This is a genomic window from Bartonella eidoli (genome assembly GCF_036576145.1).
Classification (GTDB): domain Bacteria; phylum Pseudomonadota; class Alphaproteobacteria; order Rhizobiales; family Rhizobiaceae; genus Bartonella.
On the sequence record NZ_JBAFWX010000008.1, the window covers coordinates 1 to 20,367 of the forward strand.

Consider the following 20,367-nt stretch of genomic DNA (forward strand, 5'->3'; position numbering starts at 1 on the left):
ATACGCTTTAAATTCACCAAAAAATTTCGTGATCGCCGCTGTCAACGAAGTCTTTCCATGATCAACGTGACCAATCGTACCAATATTAACATGCGGCTTCGTACGTTCAAACTTGCTCTTTGCCATCCTGAGCTCTCCATTTTTTATCCAATTCAAGGACTAAGTTAAAATTAATTACGCAACCCAAAATTACGCATATTTCTTTTGAATCTCCAAAGCAACAGCTGAAGGAACAGGTTCGTAATGATCAAACTGCATTGTATACTGAGCACGCCCCTGGCTCATCGAACGCAGAGTATTAACATAACCAAACATGTTCGCCAAAGGAACCATTGCATTCACCACTGTTGCTATACCACGCGCTTCAGTTCCCGAGATTTGACCTCGACGAGAATTTAAGTCACCAATGACATCCCCCACATAATCCTCCGGTGTAACAACTTCAACTTTCATGATTGGCTCAAGAAGCTGTGCCCCAGCTTTTTTAGCACCATCACGAAAGGCTGCACGAGCAGCAATCTCAAAAGCCAAAACAGAAGAATCAACATCGTGGTAGCCACCATCAATCAACGTAGCTTTTACACCAAGCATAGGAAACCCTGCTAGAGGACCTGAGCCCATAACACTTTCTATTCCCTTTTGAACACCCGGAATATATTCCTTAGGAACAGCCCCACCAACAATTTTTGACTCAAAAATAAAATCATCACCATCATGAGGCTCAAAAACAATTTTCACACGAGCAAATTGACCTGCACCACCAGACTGCTTTTTATGCGTATAATCAATCTCTGCAACTTTCGTAATCGATTCACGATAAGCAACTTGAGGCTGACCAATATTAGCCTCAACCTTAAATTCACGACGCATACGATCAACAATAATATCAAGATGAAGCTCACCCATTCCAGCTATAATTGTTTGACCTGACTCTTCATCTGACTTAACACGGAAAGACGGATCCTCTGCCGCTAAACGACTAAGCGCAACACCCATCTTCTCTTGATCTGCCTTTGTTTTAGGCTCAATCGCAATTTCAATAACAGGGTCAGGAAATTCCATCCTTTCCAAAATAACAGGCTTCAAAGGATCACAAAGGGTATCTCCCGTAGTCGTTTCCTTAAGACCCGCGAGAGCAACAATATCACCCGCAAAAGCCTCATCTATATCCTCACGAGAGTTTGAATGCATTTGAAGCATACGACCCAAGCGCTCTCTCTTACCCTTCACTGTATTCTCGAGAGAAACACCTTTCTGAACTCTACCGGAATAAACACGACAAAAAGTTAATGAACCAACAAAAGGATCATTCATAATTTTAAACGCAAGCATTGAAAGCGGCGCATCATCTGAAGACTCACGAACAGTCTCAAGCTCAGTCTTCACATCAATACCACTAATAGCTGGAACATCCACTGGAGAAGGAAGGTAAGAAATAACAGCATCTAAAAGCGGCTGAATCCCTTTATTCTTAAAAGCTGTACCACAAAAAACTGGATGAAACTGAACCTCTATCGTACCTCTCCGAATAAGAGATATAAGCTGTTCATTTGTTGGCATCACACCATTTAAGTAAGCCTCCGTTGAAGCTTCATCAACTTCAACCGCCATCTCAATCAATTTCTCACGATATTCTTCAGCCTTCTCTTTTAAATCAGAAGGAATTTCACCCACTACCGCAGAGGCCCCGATAGAACCATCCCACCTCAACGCCTTCATCTCGATAAGATCAACAACACCCTCAAAATCACTTTCAGCACCAATGGGTAATTGCAAAACAAGCGCTTTAGCACCCAATCGAGAACCAACCATTTCCACGCTACGATAGAAATCAGCACCTATTTTATCCATTTTATTAACAAAAACCATACGCGGCACATGATATTTTTCAGCCTGCCGCCAAACAGTCTCTGTTTGAGGCTCAACACCAGCATTCGCATCTAATAATGCTATTGCACCATCAAGAACACGCAAAGAACGCTCAACCTCAATAGTAAAATCAACGTGCCCCGGCGTATCAATAATATTAAAACGCCGCCTCCTACCATCACGACCTTCCCAAAATGTAGTTGTTGCGGCAGAGGTGATTGTTATACCACGTTCTTGCTCTTGCTCCATCCAATCCATCGTAGAGGCACCATCGTGGGTTTCACCAATCTTATGACTCTTTCCAGTATAGAACAAAATACGTTCAGTCATAGTGGTTTTACCAGCATCAATATGCGCCATAATACCAAAATTACGATAATCTTCAATTTTATATTCGCGAGCCATTACACTTGCCTCAACCTTCAATACACTTACCAGCGATAATGAGAGAATGCACGATTAGCCTCAGCCATACGATGAACATCCTCACGCTTCTTTACTGCAGAACCACGATTATTAGCCGCATCAACCAATTCAGCAGAGAGACGACCAATCATCGTCGTTTCATTACGCCCACGCGCAGCTGCAATCAACCAACGAATAGCAAGAGCTTGACGGCGATCAGGACGAACATCAATAGGAACCTGATAAGTAGCACCACCAACACGACGCGAACGAACCTCAATATGAGGAGCAACATTCTCCAACGCACGATGAAACAAAACCACAGGATCTGATTTTACCTTACTCTCCACAACATCAAGCGCACCGTAAACAATACGCTCAGCAACCGACTTCTTACCATCAAACATAATGGCATTCATAAATTTTGTAATAACCAAATCACCAAATTTAGGATCTGGATTAATTTCACGTTTTTCTGCTCTATGGCGACGGGACATATCTCTTGTCTTTCGATATTATTTTGGACGCTTCGCGCCATATTTTGAACGACGCTGTTTACGATTCTTAACACCCTGAGTATCAAGCAACCCACGAATAATGTGATAACGAACTCCTGGCAAATCCTTCACACGACCACCACGAATCATCACAACAGAGTGCTCTTGAAGATTATGCCCCTCTCCTGGAATATAACCAATCACCTCAAATCCATTTGTCAAACGAACCTTAGCAACTTTACGAAGAGCGGAGTTTGGCTTTTTGGGTGTCGTAGTATAAACACGGGTACAAACACCACGTTTCTGCGGGTTCGCCTGAAGAGCAGGAACCTTATTACGCTTAACAGGTACCGCACGTGGCTTGCGAATTAACTGGTTTACGGTAGGCATGCAACCTTCCTCTTCAATACATTCATTCAGCCCATTAACCAGGGCTCTTAATTTCTACCTATCCTGACATCAGCCAGAACAAAACTTAGACTCATACAGAAAATCGGGTAGTACTGAAAACAGCTTACCCGACTAAAAGCAGAGAAGGCAATAGCCTCTTGCGCTGGCATTTGCTTTTATTTTAAACAAACCCTATTAAAAATGACCTTTAGAAGGAATATCCAAGTCGTGATCACTTTTATATCGGCTGTGATAGTCTCTAATAGCGAGAACACGTACATTCGTCAAGAACTAAACATCAAAAAAATAAATTAACATTGCTATAGTTTTAATTTAATATCGAACGTCTAAATTAATATCTAATAGAAGCTCTTGATAAATTAGATTGCTATAAGTAATATCCCCCATGAAATATAAATTAAAACAACGCATAAAAAGTGCACTGTTATAACACTTCAACGCAGTAACTTATCAAATTACATGTGCATATTCAGTATCTAAAGTAAACATCATGAAAATAGCAACGTGGAATGTAGCTGGAATAAAAGCGCGACACGAAACATTATATAAATGGTTACAAAAAAATCAGCCGGATATAGTTTGTCTACAAGAAATTAAAAGCACCGATGAAAACTTTCCGCGCGACGCAATCGAAAGTTTAGGCTATCACGTGGAAATACATGGACAAAAAAGTTTCAATGGTGTTGCGATTCTTTCTAAAAAAGCACCTGATGAGGTTACCCGTCAGTTACCAGGAGATAATAGTGATAAACAAGCACGTTATATCGAAGCTGTTTATTCAATAAATAAAAAAGTCATTCGTATAGCATCTCTTTATCTTCCTAACGGCAATCCTGTTAATAGTGAAAAATATCTTTATAAAATGGAGTGGATGGAAAGATTATACAGACACGCAAAATTATTACTTTCATATGAAGAGCCTCTTATTTTGGCCGGAGATTATAATGTCATCCCTGCCCCATTAGATGCAAAAAAACCTCAAGAATGGAATAATGATGCTTTATTTCTTTTACAAACAAGACAAGCATTTCAACGCATAATTAATTTGGGTTTTTATGACGCCATTCGTAGCGCTACAAGCTCACCATCGTTCAGCTTTTGGGATTTTCAGGCTAGCGCATGGCTTAAAAATAATGGTATCCGCATCGATCATTTACTATTATCACCAGAAGCTGTTGACCAACTTATTTGCGCCTACAGTCAAACAGAAGTAAGAGGATACTTAAAACCATCAGATCATACTCCCGTTTGGATTCATCTTAATCTAAATTACAAAATATAACACCTTTTTTATAAGAGTCATAAAAAGTATCTTACCTTTAATAAATATGTTATACAGCAATGTAAAATAATCATAACAATAAAGAATCATAAATAAATGGAGGGGAAAAATGAGAAAATCACTGTTAGTATTTATTACAGCAACCGCTATAGGATTCACAAATATTGCGCAAGCGGAAAATAATACACTTGAAAAAATTAAAAAAACGGGTGAAGTAGTTTTAGGTGTTCGTGAAGCCTCAGGTTTAGCCTATGCTCTTGGTAACAGAAAATACGTTGGCTTTCACACGGAAATGGCAAAGCATATCGTTGATGACATTTCCCAAAAAATTGGCAAGCCAATTAAAATTCGTTATCAGCCCATCACATCACAAAATAGGATTCCTTTACTCAAAAATCATACTTATGATTTCGAATGTGGTTCAACAACAAATGATATTGCTCGCAACAAAGAAGCCGCATTTGCTTATACAACCTACGTCGAAGAGGTCCGGATTGCAGTAAAAAAAGATTCTAATATTAAATCCCTTGATGATTTAAATGGAAAAACAATAGCAACGACCACCGGTACAACATCTGTTAAACTTCTCCGTAAAAATAAGCGCGCGAAAAATATTAACTTTAATGTCGTGCAAGGAAAAGATCATGGAGATAGCTTCTTATTATTAGAATCTGGCCATGCAGACGCGTTCATCATGGATGCTTCAATCCTTGCTGGACATATTGCTAAATCAAAAAACCCATCAAATTATGTTATTCTTGACACTGTATTTTCAGTTGAACCTATTGCCTGTATGCTGCGATTAAAAGATAAAGATTTAGAACAAGCAATTAACAACAGCATTACACGTCAAATTCAAGATGGATCACTTGAAAAACTTTATGATAAATGGTTTATGAAACCAATTCCGCCTGCAAATGTTGTAATCAATCTCCCATTGTCGAAATTAACAAGATACGCTTGGGAACACCCAAATAATAAGCCTCGCGAAGATTACGCCGAAAATAATTTATAAAATTTCAATATAATCAAATTATTTGAATTTTTATTATGATTATTTTTAGACCGAGTTTTATTGTACGTAAGTAAATGTGCCTGGTTTATTACCTTGTTTATTTGCTGATAATTAAGTTTAGGAAACATTAATTGATGGATTTTTCTTTTCTCTGTACAGATGATCTTAATCAAGAATTAGTAGCTGGGTGTCTAGGAACTCCAGGTGTAAGCCATACATATTTAGATAGTCTTCTAGAGAGTCTAAAAAATACAGTTATATTATCTATTTCTTCAATAATTTTAGCTGTATTTTTAGGTATCATCATAGGGACAATGCGCACTTTGCAAAATACTTCTATGATCCATAGTTTATTTCGCATTATTGGGGGCGCTTGGGTGGAAGTTATGCGTAATATTCCTTTACTTGTGCAAGTCTTTTTATGGTATTTTGTTATCCCTCAAATTTACCCACCAGCAATGCATCTGCCACCCATTTTATTAATAATATGCGCTTTAGGATTTTTTACATCTGCACGTATTGCAGAACAAGTCCGTTCAGGAATTGAATCTATTCCTGCTGGACAACGTTATGCAGCTATGGCACTAGGGTTTACAACTTATCAAAGCTATCGCTATATTATATTACCACGCGCTATACGCACAATCATACCTCCACTCACTTCAGAAGCAATGGGCGTTGTAAAAAATTCATCTATAGCATTCGCAGTTTCAATAAATGAACTTATGCAATTTCAATATCAAACTATTGAAGAAGTAAGTCATGTTTATGAAAACTACCTTCTTATAACAATTCTTTATATTCTTATAGCTTTATTCGTATTCATTATTATGACTATTATTGAGAAAATGCTTAAAATCCCTAATTTTCAAACAGAAAGATGTTGAATATGTTAAATTTCACAAATTTCCCGTTTGAATCTTATTTTTCTTTCGATTTTTCGTTTTTTAATTTTCAGATATTTTGTTCTTACATTTTATCGGGACTGCTTTTTAGTATTTTTCTAACCATTTTCGCCACGGTATTTGGATTCATTTTTGGTACATTAGTGGCGATGATGCGGCTTTCCTCTGTAAAATTACTCTCGTTATTTGCAGTAATTTACATAACTGCCATGCGTTCAGTCCCACTTGTTATGGTTATTTTATGGTTTTTTGTTCTTTTGCCTCTTTTAATCGGAACATCAATCGGTGCAAATAAATCGGCATTAATCACTTTTACCGCATTTGAAACTGCTTATTTTGCAGAAATTATGCGTGCCGGTATAAATTCAATTTCACAAGGACAAAAGCAAGCAGGACAGGCTCTTGGAATGACATACTGGCAAAATATGTACCTTATAATTCTTCCTCAAGCTTTTAGAGATATGCTCCCTATCTTTTTAACACAAGTTATTATCCTCTTTCAGGATACAACCCTCGTTTATGCAATAAGTGGCGATAGCCTTTTAAATGGTTTTGATATTGTTGCTAACAATTTTGGTGTAAAGCAAGAAGCATACATCTTAGCAGCTATTTTCTATTTTGTGATTTGTTTTACACTTTCGCAGATAGTTTTGTATATACAGAAAAAAATATCTATCATTCGCTAATAGGAAAAAAAATGTCTACTCATATAATCGAAATAAAAAATGTTTCCAATTGGTATGGCGAAGTTAATGTGCTAAAAAACTGTACAACTAATATTAATAAAGGAGAAGTTGTTGTAGTTTGTGGACCGTCAGGATCAGGAAAATCAACTTTCATTAAAACTATTAATGCTTTAGTTCCTTTCCAAAAAGGTGAAATTTGGATTAATGAAGTGCCAATTCATTCAAAAAAAACAGATCTATCTAAACTGCGTAGTCATGTAGGAATGGTATTTCAACACTTTGAACTTTTCCCACATTTATCCGTTACTGAAAATTTAACAATCGCACAAATTAAAGTATTAAAGCGCAGCAAAAAAGAAGCTCTCGAACGCGGTTTATTATATCTTGAACGTGTTGGGCTCATTGAGCACAGAGATAAATATCCCTCTCAACTTTCCGGAGGGCAACAACAACGTGTTGCAATTGCACGCGCTTTAACTATGGACCCGCTTATTATGCTTTTTGATGAGCCTACATCTGCTCTAGACCCTGAAATGGTAGGTGAAGTATTGGATGTCATGATCAGTTTAGCAGAAGAAGGTATGACAATGATTTGTGTAACCCACGAAATGGGGTTTGCTCAAAAAGTATCGGAACGCGTTATTTTCATGGATCAAGGAAAAATTCTTGAAGATTGCTCATCTAAAGATTTTTTTTCCAATCCACAAGACAGAACACCGCGTGCACAAGAATTTTTATCTCAAATTCTTAATCATTAACCAATCCATTATGAAAAAAGTCAAAGATATGCTTTCAAAATATTCAAAAAACAATTCAAAATTGTTCTCTTGATGTTATTTGATTCGCGAAATGAACAAATTTGCAGAATATGTATAAGTAACAAAGTAGGTTCCTTGCAGAAAGCATATCCGATATTGTTTTTTTATACAAAAAAATCATATCTTGTAAACAATTCATGATTTTTTTATGTAATCTACAAACCTAACCTTATGGAGAAATATGGTCATTATCTTTTGATAAAAAATGACCCATTTTTGAATATACATTAAATTATTTCAAGTTTATTATCTGACTCTATAGATATAGAGAGGTTTTCCTACTTTGATGAGCATACTTACTCATACCGATCTACACCAATCAAGCTATTCTACTTACCTATTTTTAATATACATACCCATAAATTCTAGGCATTTCATAAACTATCAATAATCTTTTAGAAGTTTTCTATATCTATTGCCATAAAAAATGAATATTTTTTTATAGCATAAACCCATTTATCAGCTAAAATTTTATATTACTATTCGGTGTTAGACATTTTATATTTTTCCAACACAAAATTATAATGACTGTATATAAAAACGCTATAAATTGAACTAAAAAATGAATATAAAAATCGTCAAAAAGAACAGAATAAAATAACTCTTAACTTTATAATAAAAAAAGACTATAATTAACCAAACTGTTCTAAAGCATTAGATATCTTCTTCTTGGCAGCATGCAGTTCAGCAATTCTATTGCGTTCAGCCTCAATAATTTCAGGCCTTGCATTTGCTATAAATTTCGGATTATTTAATTTAATCGATATTTTTTCAATATCCTTTTCAATTTTACTAATATCTTTCATCAAGCGAGCACTCTCAATTTCCAAATTAATTAACTCTCCCAACGGTAAGCAAAAAACTGCCTCTCCTAAAATTATCTGAGCTGATGAATCTGGAACTTTATCAGAGAAATTTATTGTTGCTATACGTGCTAACTTTTTAATAACAGCATCATAATGCTGTACACGCTTTAATATTACGTCTCCTCCCCCAACAATAACAAGAGGCGCTAAAGCAGCTGCAGGAACATTCATTTCAGAGCGTACAGCACGAATTTCGGTGATGACAGAGATAAGCCAATTAATATCAAAAGCAGCTTTCTCATCTAAAAAAGTTACCTCCGGCCATTTTGTCAATACCAACATATCTGCACGTCTCATATCCGACGTTTCTGTAAGAAACCATAACTCCTCAGTGATATGGGGCATAAAGGGATGAAGAAGCTTATAAACCTCATCCAAAACCCAAGCAGTACAAGCTTGAGATTCACTTTTAGCATCTTCATTTGAACCCTGAAATACAGGTTTGAGAAGCTCTAAATACCAATCACACAATGTATGCCAAATGAAATGATACAGCGCATTCGCAGACTCATTAAATTTATAATTTTCAATCCCTGTAGTTACTATAGAAACAGTTCTAGATAACTCTGTTATAATCCAACGATTGAGCACAATCTTTGCGTTTTTAGGATCAAAATCAGGATTGTGCTTCACACCGTTCATCTTTGCAAATCGGGTAGCATTCCATAATTTCGTAGCAAAATTGCGATAACCAGCAATACGAGAAGGATCGAGTTTTACATCACGCCCCTGTGCTGCCATAATAGCCAAAGTGAAACGAAGTGAATCCGCGCTATACTGATCAATTAACTCCAATGGATCAATAATATTTCCCTTTGACTTTGACATCTTAGCTCCATTTTGATCACGTACAAGAGCATGAACATAAACGGTTGAAAAAGGCACTTCACCCATAAAGTGAAGTCCCATCATCATCATACGAGCAACCCAGAAAAAAATAATATCAAATCCAGTCACGGATAAAGATGTCGGATAAAAGGTTTCTAATGCAGCAGTCTTACTTGGCCAACCTAATGTTGAAAAAGGCCAAAGAGCTGACGAAAACCAAGTATCTAAGACATCTTGATCACGAATTAGCTCAACCGCTTCGCCATAATGAGATAAAGCCGAATCTAAAGCTTCTTTTTCGCTTTTTTCCACAAAAACCGTACCATCAGGTCCATACCAAGCAGGGATCTGATGGCCCCACCATAATTGACGAGAAATACACCAAGGTTGAATATTGTCCATCCAGTTAAAATAAGTTTTTTTCCAACCATCTGGAACAAATTGTGTTTTTCCTTGATGAATAGCCTCTATTGCTGGTTTAGCTAATTCTGCAGCATTAACATACCATTGATCTGTTAAGAAAGGCTCAACAGGTACCCCACTACGATCTCCATGAGGAACAGTATGTAGATGATCTTCAACGGTCACTAAATACCCATTTTCATCCATCAAAGAAACAATCCGATCGCGCGCAATAAAACGATCCAACTGATCTAATTTTTCCACCAACGCTTTTAACTCATTTGATAAAGTTAAACCATCAAAAAACGCCGCATTTTCACGCAAAAATATCTCTGCTTTTTGTGTAAAAATGTTGATCAAACGTAAATTGTTACGTTGCCCAACTTCAAAGTCATTAAAGTCATGTGCCGGTGTAATTTTTACTGCACCACTTCCTGCTTCCGGATCAGCATGAGTATCCCCAACAATTAACAATTTACGGCCAACAAGTGGTAAAATAGCGCTTTTACCTATAAGGTTTTTATACCGATCATCCGTTGGATTAACGGCAATTCCAGTATCACCAAGCATTGTTTCTGGCCGTGTTGTTGCTACCGTTATAAAAGTTGTAGCATCATTTGGATCAAAAGCTTTACCTTCAAGAGGATACCTAAAATGCCACAAATGACCTTTTATTTCCTTTTGCTCGACCTCAAGATCAGAAATAGCTGTTAATAATTTTGGATCCCAATTAACTAAACGTTTATCCTTATATATCAACCCCTGCTTATAAAGCGTAACAAAAACTTCATGAACAGCTTGGGATGAACCTTCATCCATTGTAAATCGCTCACGTGACCAATCACAAGAAATACCTAAGCGTCGTAACTGATTAGCAATAACCCCACCAGTTTTATGACGCCACTCCCAAATACGTTCAATAAACTTTTCTCTTCCCATCTCTTGACGGGTTGGCTCTCCGTTTTCCGCAAGCTGACGTTCAACGACCATCTGTGTTGCAATCCCTGCATGATCCATACCAGGTTGCCATAATACATTCTTTCCACACATTCGCTGAAATCTAACTACAATATCCTGAATTGTGCTATTAAGGGCATGCCCCATATGAAGAGAACCCGTAACATTGGGAGGTGGAAGCATAACACAAAAAGGCTCGGCACCTACTTTTGACCCCACACCCGCTTTAAAAGCACCGCGCGCTTCCCACTGTTTTATAACCCGTTTTTCTACAGAAGCAGCATCATAGTTTTTTTCTAACATTCTCACACACTCATACCCATAATACCGCTAAAGATAACGCATATCCACCATCTTTTATCAATACCATCCGCAACCCCTATACTGAAACTTCAAAGGCTGCAAACAATTTTTTATAACAATGAGAGGATATGAAAAAAAATTATGGCAACTTCTTAAGTGCCTTAACAATTTCTTCACGCAAAATATTTTCAAGTAAACCAGGTAATTTACATTGTAACCATTCTGCTATAGCCGGCCGCAAAACATCTTTTGCAATTTTTTCTGCAGAAGAAACACAATAAGCAGACAACTCCACACCACCAGCAGCCATATTGTCTGGCTGTGCTACAAATGGCTCACCACTATATTCATTTGCTTTATGAACAGAACGTTGCTCTCCAGAGGAAAATTTTATATTTTGCATATCCCTGCCTACCGTATCATTTTTTTCTTTTGCACTTTCTTGCACTTGTACATTTTCTTGCACTTGCATTGAAGAAAAATTCTGCCTCTCAGAAGAAAGACCAATACGATCAGCCAAAGCCTTCATTGCATCATCAACTGACAAAGTTGCAGCATCAACATTATCTGATTGCATTGCAGAGCTCTCTGTAGAAGCATTAGCAGCAATACTTTCATTTGAAAGGTAATCAGGATGAACGGTATTTTCTTCGATTATTTCACGTATAGATGTCAAAATCTCATCCATACTTGGCTCACGTAACACGCTTGAACTCTGTACCATACTTTTAAACCTTTCAAAGACGCAACGACAAACAGAATCATTGTTTCAGTGTAAGCAAAAGGATTTCAATATCAACACACCTCTTTGTCATGAAAATGATGCTACACACAATTTTCTCTACTTTTTAAATAGTACGTAATCTTATATTCTCCAACATTCAGCTATTGATTTGTAAATATTAAAAAAATTAAAGCTATTTTAAAATCACAGCAACTATCTTTACACCCTTACTGGACATTTTTAACGACTTTCAAGCCTAAATAATCTGCCGTTAATTTACCAATGGAAGATTGAACACTATAACTCGCAACAACAGCATTGCGTTCAGCCGTAGCAAGCGCAATCTGAGCATTAATCAACTGAGATCGAGAATTTAAAACATCTAATGTCGTCGCTTGCCCCACACGATTTTCTTGTATACGACCCTTAAGGGCAATTTCAGCAGCACGAACACTATCACGGTAAGCAACCACAGATGCCCGTGCACCCTCTAGTTGGAACCAAGCAGAGGTCAAAGCTTGCCTTACACTACTATAGGCCAAGTCAAGCTGAAGACGAGCCTGACCAAATTGCTCTTTCGATTTACGAATCTGTGCAGTTGTACGCCCACCTTCAAAAATAGGAACGCTAACAGACAAACCTATTGAATTAGAAGAGCCATCTTTTCCAGGACCACTATAAATTCGATTGTAAGATGTCGTCGCAAAAAAATCGACCTTGGGCAGTAAGGCCCCTTCTTTTGCCTTAACATCATAAGAACTAGCATTAACTAAATATTTTGCATAAAGAATTGCCGGATGCATAACAATACTTACTTGATGAGCAGCATCAAAACTTATCGGCAACCCCCCTGCTACCGGAGGAGACTGCAATTTTTCAGGATCAAAACCAATGACTTGTCGATAAACCGCCTCCGCTGATCTAACATCAGCATGTGCCAAGCTAAGCTCTGAAACAGCGACAGAACGTGCAGCTTCTGCTTGCGAAAGGTCCACACGCCCTCCTTCTCCGACTTCAAGCTTTGCTTTATTTGAACGAACATGCTCTTCAAGAGCAGCCAAATTTTTTCTACGAAGGTTAGCAATACGACGCGCCTGATAGACGTTAGCATATGCCTTTACAGCCTCTAAAAACACATTTTGCTCAGCATTACGAAGATATTCACGCTGTGCCTGCAGCTTGACCTGAGCTGAAGAAAACGTATTTTGAATAATAAAACCATCAAACAATCGTTGGCTTAACTTGATCCCTATAGATCCAGAAGTGCTATAAGAACCGAACACAGGCTTATTCCGCCCATAATTACCAATTCCTTCAATTTCTGGTAACAATCCTGAACGTGCAATGGCCACATCTTCACTTGATATGCGCACAGCAGCACGCTCACTATTCAAATTAGCATTATGTATATAAGCCTTAGCGAAAGCATCCATCAATGTCTCAGCATAAACAGACTTTGATATCAATATATTCAGCACCAGCGATAAACATACATGAATTTTTTTGTTTACTTTGAACACAACAGAAACCTCTAAACAATTATTTATTATTCACAAAAAACGACCATTAAAATAAAAAACCAGGCGTTTTTGAAAAATTATGAAGACATTTTACGGAAAGATTAAAGGCACGACGTACCGAAACAACCCCATCTTCCTTTATATAAACCTTTGTAACACCAGCGTTACCAGATCCTTCAACCACAATAAGACGCCCGCCATCTTTCATTTGATCAAAAATATCTTGAGGAATAAAATCAACAGAACCTTCTATAAAAATGACATCATAAGGCCCCTCAATAGCATACCCCTTCTCCAGTGGCCCATTCACCACAATAACATTATCACATTGACTACGTTCTAAAACTCTGGATGCGCGCTCTGAAAGATCACTATTATCTTCCAAGGCAATAACATACCTCGAAAGCTTGGAAAGTAATGCCGCACAATAACCACTATTTGCACCAATATTTAAAACACTATCAGATGGTTTGATAGCCGCAAGCTGCAGCAGTTTTGCCAAAGATGCAGGTCCCATCAAATAACGTGCGGGTAATCCGTTTTTGGCTGAACATAAAGCAATATCCATATCAAGATAACTCAAAGCTTTAATATCTTCTGGAACAAAGTTTTCACGAGGAACCATCAGAAACGCTTCAAGAACTGATAAATCCGTTACATCTACTGTACGAATTTGATTATCGACCATTTTGCGGCGAAGCTCTGCAAAGTCCGGAATCATAACCAACCTTTTCTTTCACATACAAAAAGAACATACAAAAGCAGCAATAATTAAGATATAACTTTGGTCACGAGTTTTGCAAAAAAGTACGCTATAATCAACAATTAGATTCCAACTGCGCTGCTTTTTACCTAAAAAATCTTTACCAGAAAAATTAGAAAAAACGATCAATTAAAACGTACACCCCTCCAAAAAGCCCCATTTAATTAAAACCGGCTGGAGGCCTCGCCCGGAATCGAACCGGGATACAAGGATTTGCAGTCCTCTGCGTAACCATTCTGCCACGAGGCCTCATTAAAAAACATAAAGCTTGTCCATAAGGGAAGGCAACACATCCGTCAAGATATAGAAATGTCTTCTAAACTTTTTATACAGTTTTTAACATTTTTTTTTAAAAAAAGTAATTTTATCCTTTGCAAATCGATATTGCTTTGCTATAGCCTTTGTAGTTAAGTGTTAACTGAGCACTGTTCCTCGGTAGCTCAGCGGTAGAGCAACCGGCTGTTAACCGGTTGGTCGCTGGTTCGAATCCGGCCCGGGGAGCCATTTATATTTTCTTATTCATTTTTTAAAGCATATTAATATCATAGCCTTAACTAATATTCTTGAAATTGTTGTGACTATTGAGCGGAGCTATAGTTTTTTTAACTTATAAATTTGTTTTGTTAAAAATTTTTAACTGCACTGATAATTCTAAAATCTCTTTAGTAATTTCATTAAACCGCTTATTTATACTGAAAATGAAAAGAAAATAGAAAATAACTTAGAATACTTAATCCAATCAAGTCACTGCTATAATATTGCTGTAATAAACTATAAACTGAATATTATAATATTTTCAATATCAGTTACCAGATATTGAGACAACACCTCACCTTTTCACTTCTTAAATAGGAAGATACATAAAGCTCACCCATCTAATATAAAAATTTATAATGTACTTACAATTATAATAAGAAATATTTCGCTAATCACTTCCTTTCCTCTACAAATTAACGCACATAGTAACTGAAACACCATTTAATTCCTATTTTTCTACCACTCAAAATAATAATTCCAAAAGGAATAAATTCTCTTTTCCGTATTCCATTTCAAATATTTTTCTCAAGCCGCTTTCTTTACTGACCTGCGAAAACGAAAAGATTTTGTACGCTTCTTCATTGTTTTTTCTATTTTATTTTGAGATGAAAAGCTCCTATCCTGCGATTGTTTAACATCATCCTTACGACTCACAAGCTTCTTCCGACGTTTAGATTTTTTACGATGAGACTTTTTCTCATTATCTTCTTTTTCATTATTTGAAATACATGGTTCTTCTTGAAACGATACAAATTGTTCCGGAACATTTTCTCGTACCAATTTCATACCAATCAATCGCTCTACAGCACGTAGCCGCGTCCCCTCCACTTTTTCATCAAAAAGTGTAATAGCATGACCAGATGCACCATTTCGCCCTGTACGACCAATGCGATGCACATAACTTTCAGCTTCATCTGGTAAATCATAATTAATGACGTGACTTATTCCTGGTATATCAATGCCACGCGCAGCAATATCTGTTGCAACAAGAACTCGCACTGCTCTTTCGCGAAAAGCTTTTAATGCATGTTGCCGAGCACTTTGTGATTTATTTCCATGAATCGTCGCAACAGAATATCCCATTTTTTCTAAACTGCGTGCCACAGAATCTGCCCCATATTTAGTTCTGGAAAAGACAAGCGTTGAAGAAAAATCTTTATTTTTCAAAATATTACATAAAGCATCCTTTTTCTTACGTGTAGAAACACAGTATATTTTTTGAATAATTTCTGTAGCTGTCGTCCCTGGGGGAACAACTTCTATTTTTACAGGATCGCTAAGTAAACTATTCGCAAGCTTTATAATTTCTTTTGGCATCGTCGCAGAAAAAAGTGCTGTCTGATGTTCCTTATGCAAAAACTTTACAACCTTCTGTACATCATTAATAAATCCCATATCCAACATGCGATCGGCTTCATCCAAAACTAAAAAACGAGACTGAGAAAGATCAATACACTTTTCACGAATGAGATCTATTAAACGACCTGGCGTTGCTATTAAAATATCTACACCTGCTTGCATACGTTTAATTTGCTTTAAACGAGATACTCCTCCAAAAACAAGACACGTTGAAAGATGCGTTCCTTTTGTAGAAACACGAATCGTTTCATCGATTTGAACAGCAAGTTCACGCGTAGGAGCTAAAATCAAAGCTCGCGCAGTCTTAGGAAGACGTTGATTACCCATAGTTAACACCTTGCTTAAAATAGGTAAACTAAATGCCAAAGTCTTTCCAGAACCTGTTTGTGCAATCCCTAAAATATCGTGCCCTTTCAGCATTATTGGAATAGCTTGTTCCTGAATAGGTTTAGGTCTATTAATGCCAGCAGCAAACAAATTTTTAACTAAAAGTGTAGGCAAACCTAATTTTGCGAAAATATTTTCTCTATTTACATTCAAAATAAAATCCTCCCTCATCTCACCAGCTATAAAAAAGTGGTCAGCTAGACTTCATTATCTCAGAATCTGAATAAAATAATTAAGTGTTACATATAAAACTCTGAAACAATTACTAAATAATATGCTTCTCCGTTAAAAATCAGAATAAAGATACACTATCCCGTTTTATAAACAGCTAACCACCTAGCATAAATCCCTTCACCCATATTATATTTATTAAAATAAAATGGAAAATACTTTGCTAAAAAATGTGACCTACACTGAGGAGATATTGCCTTAATCACTTATTGATTACCTTTTCCTTTGGAAAATGTACTTTATGAAAATCTGGGTAAATCTCAAGAAAAACTGGATTTTGTACAGTTTTCTGGCCTCCATAAATGAGATACCACTGCATTTTATCAAAAATAGCCAAAGTTTTATATTGAATAATACGATCTTTTGTTTCAAGAACAGTTGGAATCAAAGCATAAAGAGTACCCTTATCAGTTTGATGATAATCAATATTTTTTGCATCCAAATGGAAGGCTCCATCCGGTAAATTCTTAAATTGAGCATGTAAATGCTTAAGGAAACTATCACGTAAATTATGCTCTGTTGTATTTAATCGACGAGCCATTTCTTTATAAAGACGGCTAGGGATACGAGCAGAAATAGCCGTAAAATTTTTATTTTTTACAGCTTTATTAACATCAGAGATTAAATCTGAAAGTTCATCTCTTTGTTTTTTCATCAGTTCAGATGCTAAACTCTGTTCACTAACATAAAAAAATAAAAGCAAGCTGAACGCAAAATAAAAAATACGCTTCATTTTTGTATATCTTTTTAAATAAAAATTTAAATAAAAAATTGTGTCTTTCTTAAACAACAAAGTCAAATAATGTTTGATCATCGGTAATATCGCGATAATGCCAACCTAATACCTGAAACTTTTTCTCTAATAAAGAAAAATTATCATATTTTTTTGTCTCAATTGCAATTAATACAGAACCAAATCTTCTGGATGACTTTTTAAGATATTCAAAGCGTACAATATCATCTTCTGGAGATAATTGAGCAAGAAAACTACGCAATGCACCAGGACGCTGTGGAAAACTAAAAATAAAATACTTTCTCAATCCCTGAAAACGTAAAGAACGCTCTTTAATATCTGGCAAACGCTCAAAATCAAAATTACCACCAGAAATCACGAGAAGGACTTTTTTTCCTTTCAGTTCATGAGAAGGAATACTGTTAAGAGCATCAATAGACAAAGCACCAGCTGGCTCAAGAACCACACCTTCAACATTAAGCATTTCAACCATTGTCTGACAAATACGATTTTCAGGCACTATAATGACAGAATCTGATGAAAACTGTCTTAAAATTTTGTAATTCAACGCACCAATTTCAGCTACAGCAGCACCATCTACAAATGTATCGATGCTATCAAGTCTGACACGTTTTCCGCTTTTTAAACAAGCAAATAAACTTGCAGCTCCCTGTGGCTCAACAAAATTAAGTTTTGTCTTCCATCCACATTCAGATAAGAACTTACTAACACCGCTAGCTAAACCACCCCCACCAACAGGCACAATTATCAAATCTGGCTCACCTTCTCCATTAAGCTTTTTCCACTGCAAAGCAGCTTCATATAAAACTGTCGCCTGCCCCGTAATAACGTGAATATTATCAAATGGTGGTGCCATTACACCACCACTCTCAGCAACAAAAGATTGAGCGGCAGCGTAGCATTGATCAAACGTATCGCCAATTAAACGGATATCAACAAACTCTTTACCAAAAATGCGTGTTTTATCAATTTTCTGTTGCGGAGTTGTCGCAGGCATAAAAATTACACCTTTACGTTCAAAATAACGACAAACAAAAGAAACCCCTTGTGCGTGATTCCCAGCTGACGCACAAACAAATGCAACATTTTGAGATATTTTTCCGAGCATCTCTGAAATAAAATTAAAAGCACCACGAATTTTATATGACCGCACTGGTGTTAAATCTTCACGCTTTAAATAAATTTCTGCACCATATTTTTGACTAAGAAAGTCATTTTTTTGAAGTGGTGTTTCAGCAAACACATTATGCAAAACCTTTGTAACTCTAGTTACATCTTGGATAAATTTATTCATAATACTAGTAATTTCCCGCTCTATTATTACTATACAAATTTCTTGTTGCCATAAAAACAGCTATTATCAATCAAAAATTTATCAAAATGAAAATTCTTTCTCTTGTCATTAATCCTTGATTCAATAAAAAATATAGCTTATGAGAAAGTCTTCGTTGCGGACGTGATGAAATCGGTAAACATAGCAGACTTAAAATCTGCCGGTCAAAGACCTTGCGGGTTCAAGTCCCGCCGTCCGCACCATCTTCTAAAATCACGAAAACTGACCGTAACACTTCATGTACCATCTAAGTAAAAAAAAGTTTACAAGTTATAGTCTTTTTAAAAGTCAATATTTTAATTGTGTCTGTATTTACACTGTAATGTTAAAGATTTTAGGAATAATTTTTTTCTTCATCACAATGTTGAAACGAACACCGCCCCTTTGTTTTCCACAAAAAATATTTTAAATGAAATATAAAGGTTCTATAAAAAATAGAACCTCTATTTCAAAAATTAAAATTTATAAGCTACACCAACACGAAAATCATTGGTTTTATAATCTAACTCAATCTCTTTTCCAAATTTCTTTCTACCAAAATCTGAATAACGATATTCTGCACGCGCAATCACATTATCTGTTATTGCAAAATCAAGACCACCACCAAGGGTATAACCAATCATTGTCTGTTCATCATCGAGCTTCGTGTCAAAAGTTTCTACCCCAGTAAATGACAGAGACAAGATATCTTTAAAATGGCCATAAGCAACACCTCCAGAAATATAAGGCATCACACAACAAGTAGAAAAGCCAACACGCACCCGTGTAGCACCAGTCCACTTTTGTTTTAAAGTATGTTTAAAAGTTATAATATCTTTTTCTACGCCTCTGTTGCCTTCCCCCCCATTTTCCTCACTATCCATTAAAGATAAAGAAACAGTCTTTGTATTCTTCCGTTCAGATAAAAGTACATCTGTATCAACCCCCAAGATAATACTATTACCGAAATCAACATTAGCTCCTGCAAAAAAACCACCTATAAAACCAGAGAGCTCAGGCAAATACTTTTTTTCCACTGGAACCCATTTTTTACTTTCACCCTCTCCCTCTTCACCCACCACACCTCTCTCATTAGAAAAAGTAGGAACATAACCATAGCGAGAAGTGGCAGAAATTTTACTCGAAAAAGTGCCAATTTGCCCTCCGAAATAAAAGCCTGCCCAAGAAAAATCAGAAGAATTAGCAACTGATGAAAGAACAGGCTCTGATTTATAGTAGGCTTTTGTATCTGTTTTATAAGGGATTTTTACATCCGCCGCCTTTGCTACAGAAAATGAAATTATAGAAAAAACTGACGCTACCATTAAATATTTTGTACTCATAAAATTATACCTCATTATTGAAAGAGAGAAAAATATTATACAAAACGATGTAAATTTTATGGAAAAAAATTACATATGTATTTTATTTATATAGTTACAAATGAATTTCTACTGCCTTTGATCTTACAAAAACCAGAAACTATTCAAGCTATATAAAACTACATTATGTTTTTTTTGAAGCATTCAGATTAAA

17 protein-coding genes and 3 tRNA genes are annotated in these 20,367 nt (G+C 36.3%); 7 read left to right on the plus strand and 13 right to left on the minus strand.

The annotated features are described in order from the left end of the window. From V5N68_RS05750 to rpsL, 4 genes are all read right to left on the minus strand, one after another. The coding region (locus V5N68_RS05750) for a GTP-binding protein (protein WP_244455647.1) at positions 1-126 on the minus strand (126 nt) is incomplete at its 3' end. A gap of 63 nt (positions 127-189) precedes the next feature. Beyond that, entirely contained in the window at positions 190-2,274 is a 2,085-nt protein-coding gene (gene fusA / locus V5N68_RS05755) for an elongation factor G (RefSeq protein WP_332066224.1), read from the minus strand. A gap of 26 nt (positions 2,275-2,300) precedes the next feature. After that, positions 2,301-2,771 carry a 30S ribosomal protein S7 gene (rpsG, locus tag V5N68_RS05760; protein ID WP_332066225.1) on the minus strand — a complete coding sequence of 157 codons (471 nt, stop codon included), beginning with the start codon at positions 2,769-2,771 and terminating at the stop codon, positions 2,301-2,303. An 18-nt stretch (positions 2,772-2,789) separates the two neighbouring features. Further along, positions 2,790-3,161 carry a 30S ribosomal protein S12 gene (gene rpsL / locus V5N68_RS05765; RefSeq protein ID WP_332066226.1) on the minus strand — a complete coding sequence of 124 codons (372 nt, stop codon included), beginning with the start codon at positions 3,159-3,161 and terminating at the stop codon, positions 2,790-2,792. A gap of 511 nt (positions 3,162-3,672) precedes the next feature. Here rpsL and xth point away from each other — a divergent pair. The 5 genes from xth to V5N68_RS05790 all read left to right on the plus strand — a co-directional run bounded on the left by xth (position 3,673) and on the right by V5N68_RS05790 (position 7,828). Next, the gene (gene xth, locus V5N68_RS05770; RefSeq protein WP_332066227.1) at positions 3,673-4,464 is read left to right on the plus strand and encodes an exodeoxyribonuclease III; all 792 of its coding nucleotides are present in this window, start codon (positions 3,673-3,675) and stop codon (positions 4,462-4,464) included. Between the two features lie 109 nt (positions 4,465-4,573). Continuing rightward, positions 4,574-5,479: a transporter substrate-binding domain-containing protein gene (locus V5N68_RS05775; RefSeq protein ID WP_332066228.1), complete on the plus strand. Its 906-nt coding sequence runs from the start codon at positions 4,574-4,576 to the stop codon at positions 5,477-5,479. Between the two features lie 134 nt (positions 5,480-5,613). Next, positions 5,614-6,366 carry an amino acid ABC transporter permease gene (locus tag V5N68_RS05780; RefSeq protein WP_332066229.1) on the plus strand — a complete coding sequence of 251 codons (753 nt, stop codon included), beginning with the start codon at positions 5,614-5,616 and terminating at the stop codon, positions 6,364-6,366. A gap of 2 nt (positions 6,367-6,368) precedes the next feature. After that, on the plus strand, positions 6,369-7,070 hold the full coding sequence (locus V5N68_RS05785) for an amino acid ABC transporter permease (RefSeq protein ID WP_332066230.1): 702 nt from the start codon (positions 6,369-6,371) through the stop codon (positions 7,068-7,070). A gap of 11 nt (positions 7,071-7,081) precedes the next feature. Beyond that, positions 7,082-7,828, plus strand: coding sequence for an amino acid ABC transporter ATP-binding protein (locus V5N68_RS05790; protein ID WP_332066231.1), 747 nt, complete (start codon positions 7,082-7,084; stop codon positions 7,826-7,828). Between the two features lie 692 nt (positions 7,829-8,520). Here V5N68_RS05790 and V5N68_RS05795 read toward each other — a convergent pair. The 5 genes from V5N68_RS05795 to V5N68_RS05815 form a co-directional block, all read right to left on the minus strand. Next, positions 8,521-11,244, minus strand: a complete 2,724-nt coding sequence (locus tag V5N68_RS05795) for a valine--tRNA ligase (RefSeq protein WP_332066232.1) — start codon at positions 11,242-11,244, stop codon at positions 8,521-8,523. Positions 11,245-11,383: 139 nt separating this feature from the next. Continuing rightward, positions 11,384-11,968: a DUF2497 domain-containing protein gene (locus tag V5N68_RS05800; RefSeq protein WP_332066233.1), complete on the minus strand. Its 585-nt coding sequence runs from the start codon at positions 11,966-11,968 to the stop codon at positions 11,384-11,386. Between the two features lie 227 nt (positions 11,969-12,195). Continuing rightward, on the minus strand, positions 12,196-13,488 hold the full coding sequence (locus tag V5N68_RS05805; protein WP_332066234.1) for a TolC family outer membrane protein: 1,293 nt from the start codon (positions 13,486-13,488) through the stop codon (positions 12,196-12,198). 46 nt (positions 13,489-13,534) lie between these two features. Continuing rightward, complete coding sequence (locus V5N68_RS05810) at positions 13,535-14,209, minus strand: protein-L-isoaspartate O-methyltransferase family protein (RefSeq protein ID WP_332066235.1); 675 nt, start codon at positions 14,207-14,209, stop codon at positions 13,535-13,537. A gap of 217 nt (positions 14,210-14,426) precedes the next feature. After that, positions 14,427-14,500, minus strand: a tRNA-Cys gene (locus tag V5N68_RS05815). Between the two features lie 180 nt (positions 14,501-14,680). Between V5N68_RS05815 and V5N68_RS05820 the strand changes: the two genes are divergently transcribed. Then, positions 14,681-14,755 (plus strand) — tRNA-Asn (locus V5N68_RS05820). A 558-nt stretch (positions 14,756-15,313) separates the two neighbouring features. Here the strand turns inward: V5N68_RS05820 and V5N68_RS05825 are convergent. The 3 genes from V5N68_RS05825 to ilvA all read right to left on the minus strand — a co-directional run bounded on the left by V5N68_RS05825 (position 15,314) and on the right by ilvA (position 18,813). Beyond that, a complete protein-coding gene (locus tag V5N68_RS05825; RefSeq protein ID WP_442879695.1) occupies positions 15,314-16,705 on the minus strand; it encodes a DEAD/DEAH box helicase in 1,392 nt (463 codons plus the stop codon). Between the two features lie 262 nt (positions 16,706-16,967). Beyond that, entirely contained in the window at positions 16,968-17,498 is a 531-nt protein-coding gene (locus V5N68_RS05830) for a hypothetical protein (RefSeq protein ID WP_332066237.1), read from the minus strand. A 49-nt stretch (positions 17,499-17,547) separates the two neighbouring features. Beyond that, positions 17,548-18,813 carry a threonine ammonia-lyase IlvA gene (gene ilvA / locus V5N68_RS05835; RefSeq protein ID WP_332066238.1) on the minus strand — a complete coding sequence of 422 codons (1,266 nt, stop codon included), beginning with the start codon at positions 18,811-18,813 and terminating at the stop codon, positions 17,548-17,550. 156 nt (positions 18,814-18,969) lie between these two features. Between ilvA and V5N68_RS05840 the strand changes: the two genes are divergently transcribed. Further along, positions 18,970-19,055: transfer RNA gene (locus V5N68_RS05840), tRNA-Leu, on the plus strand. A gap of 252 nt (positions 19,056-19,307) precedes the next feature. Here V5N68_RS05840 and V5N68_RS05845 read toward each other — a convergent pair. Further along, positions 19,308-20,174 (minus strand): outer membrane protein, encoded by an 867-nt coding sequence (locus tag V5N68_RS05845; RefSeq protein WP_332066239.1) that lies wholly within the window; start codon positions 20,172-20,174, stop codon positions 19,308-19,310. Positions 20,175-20,367 lie beyond the last annotated feature (193 nt).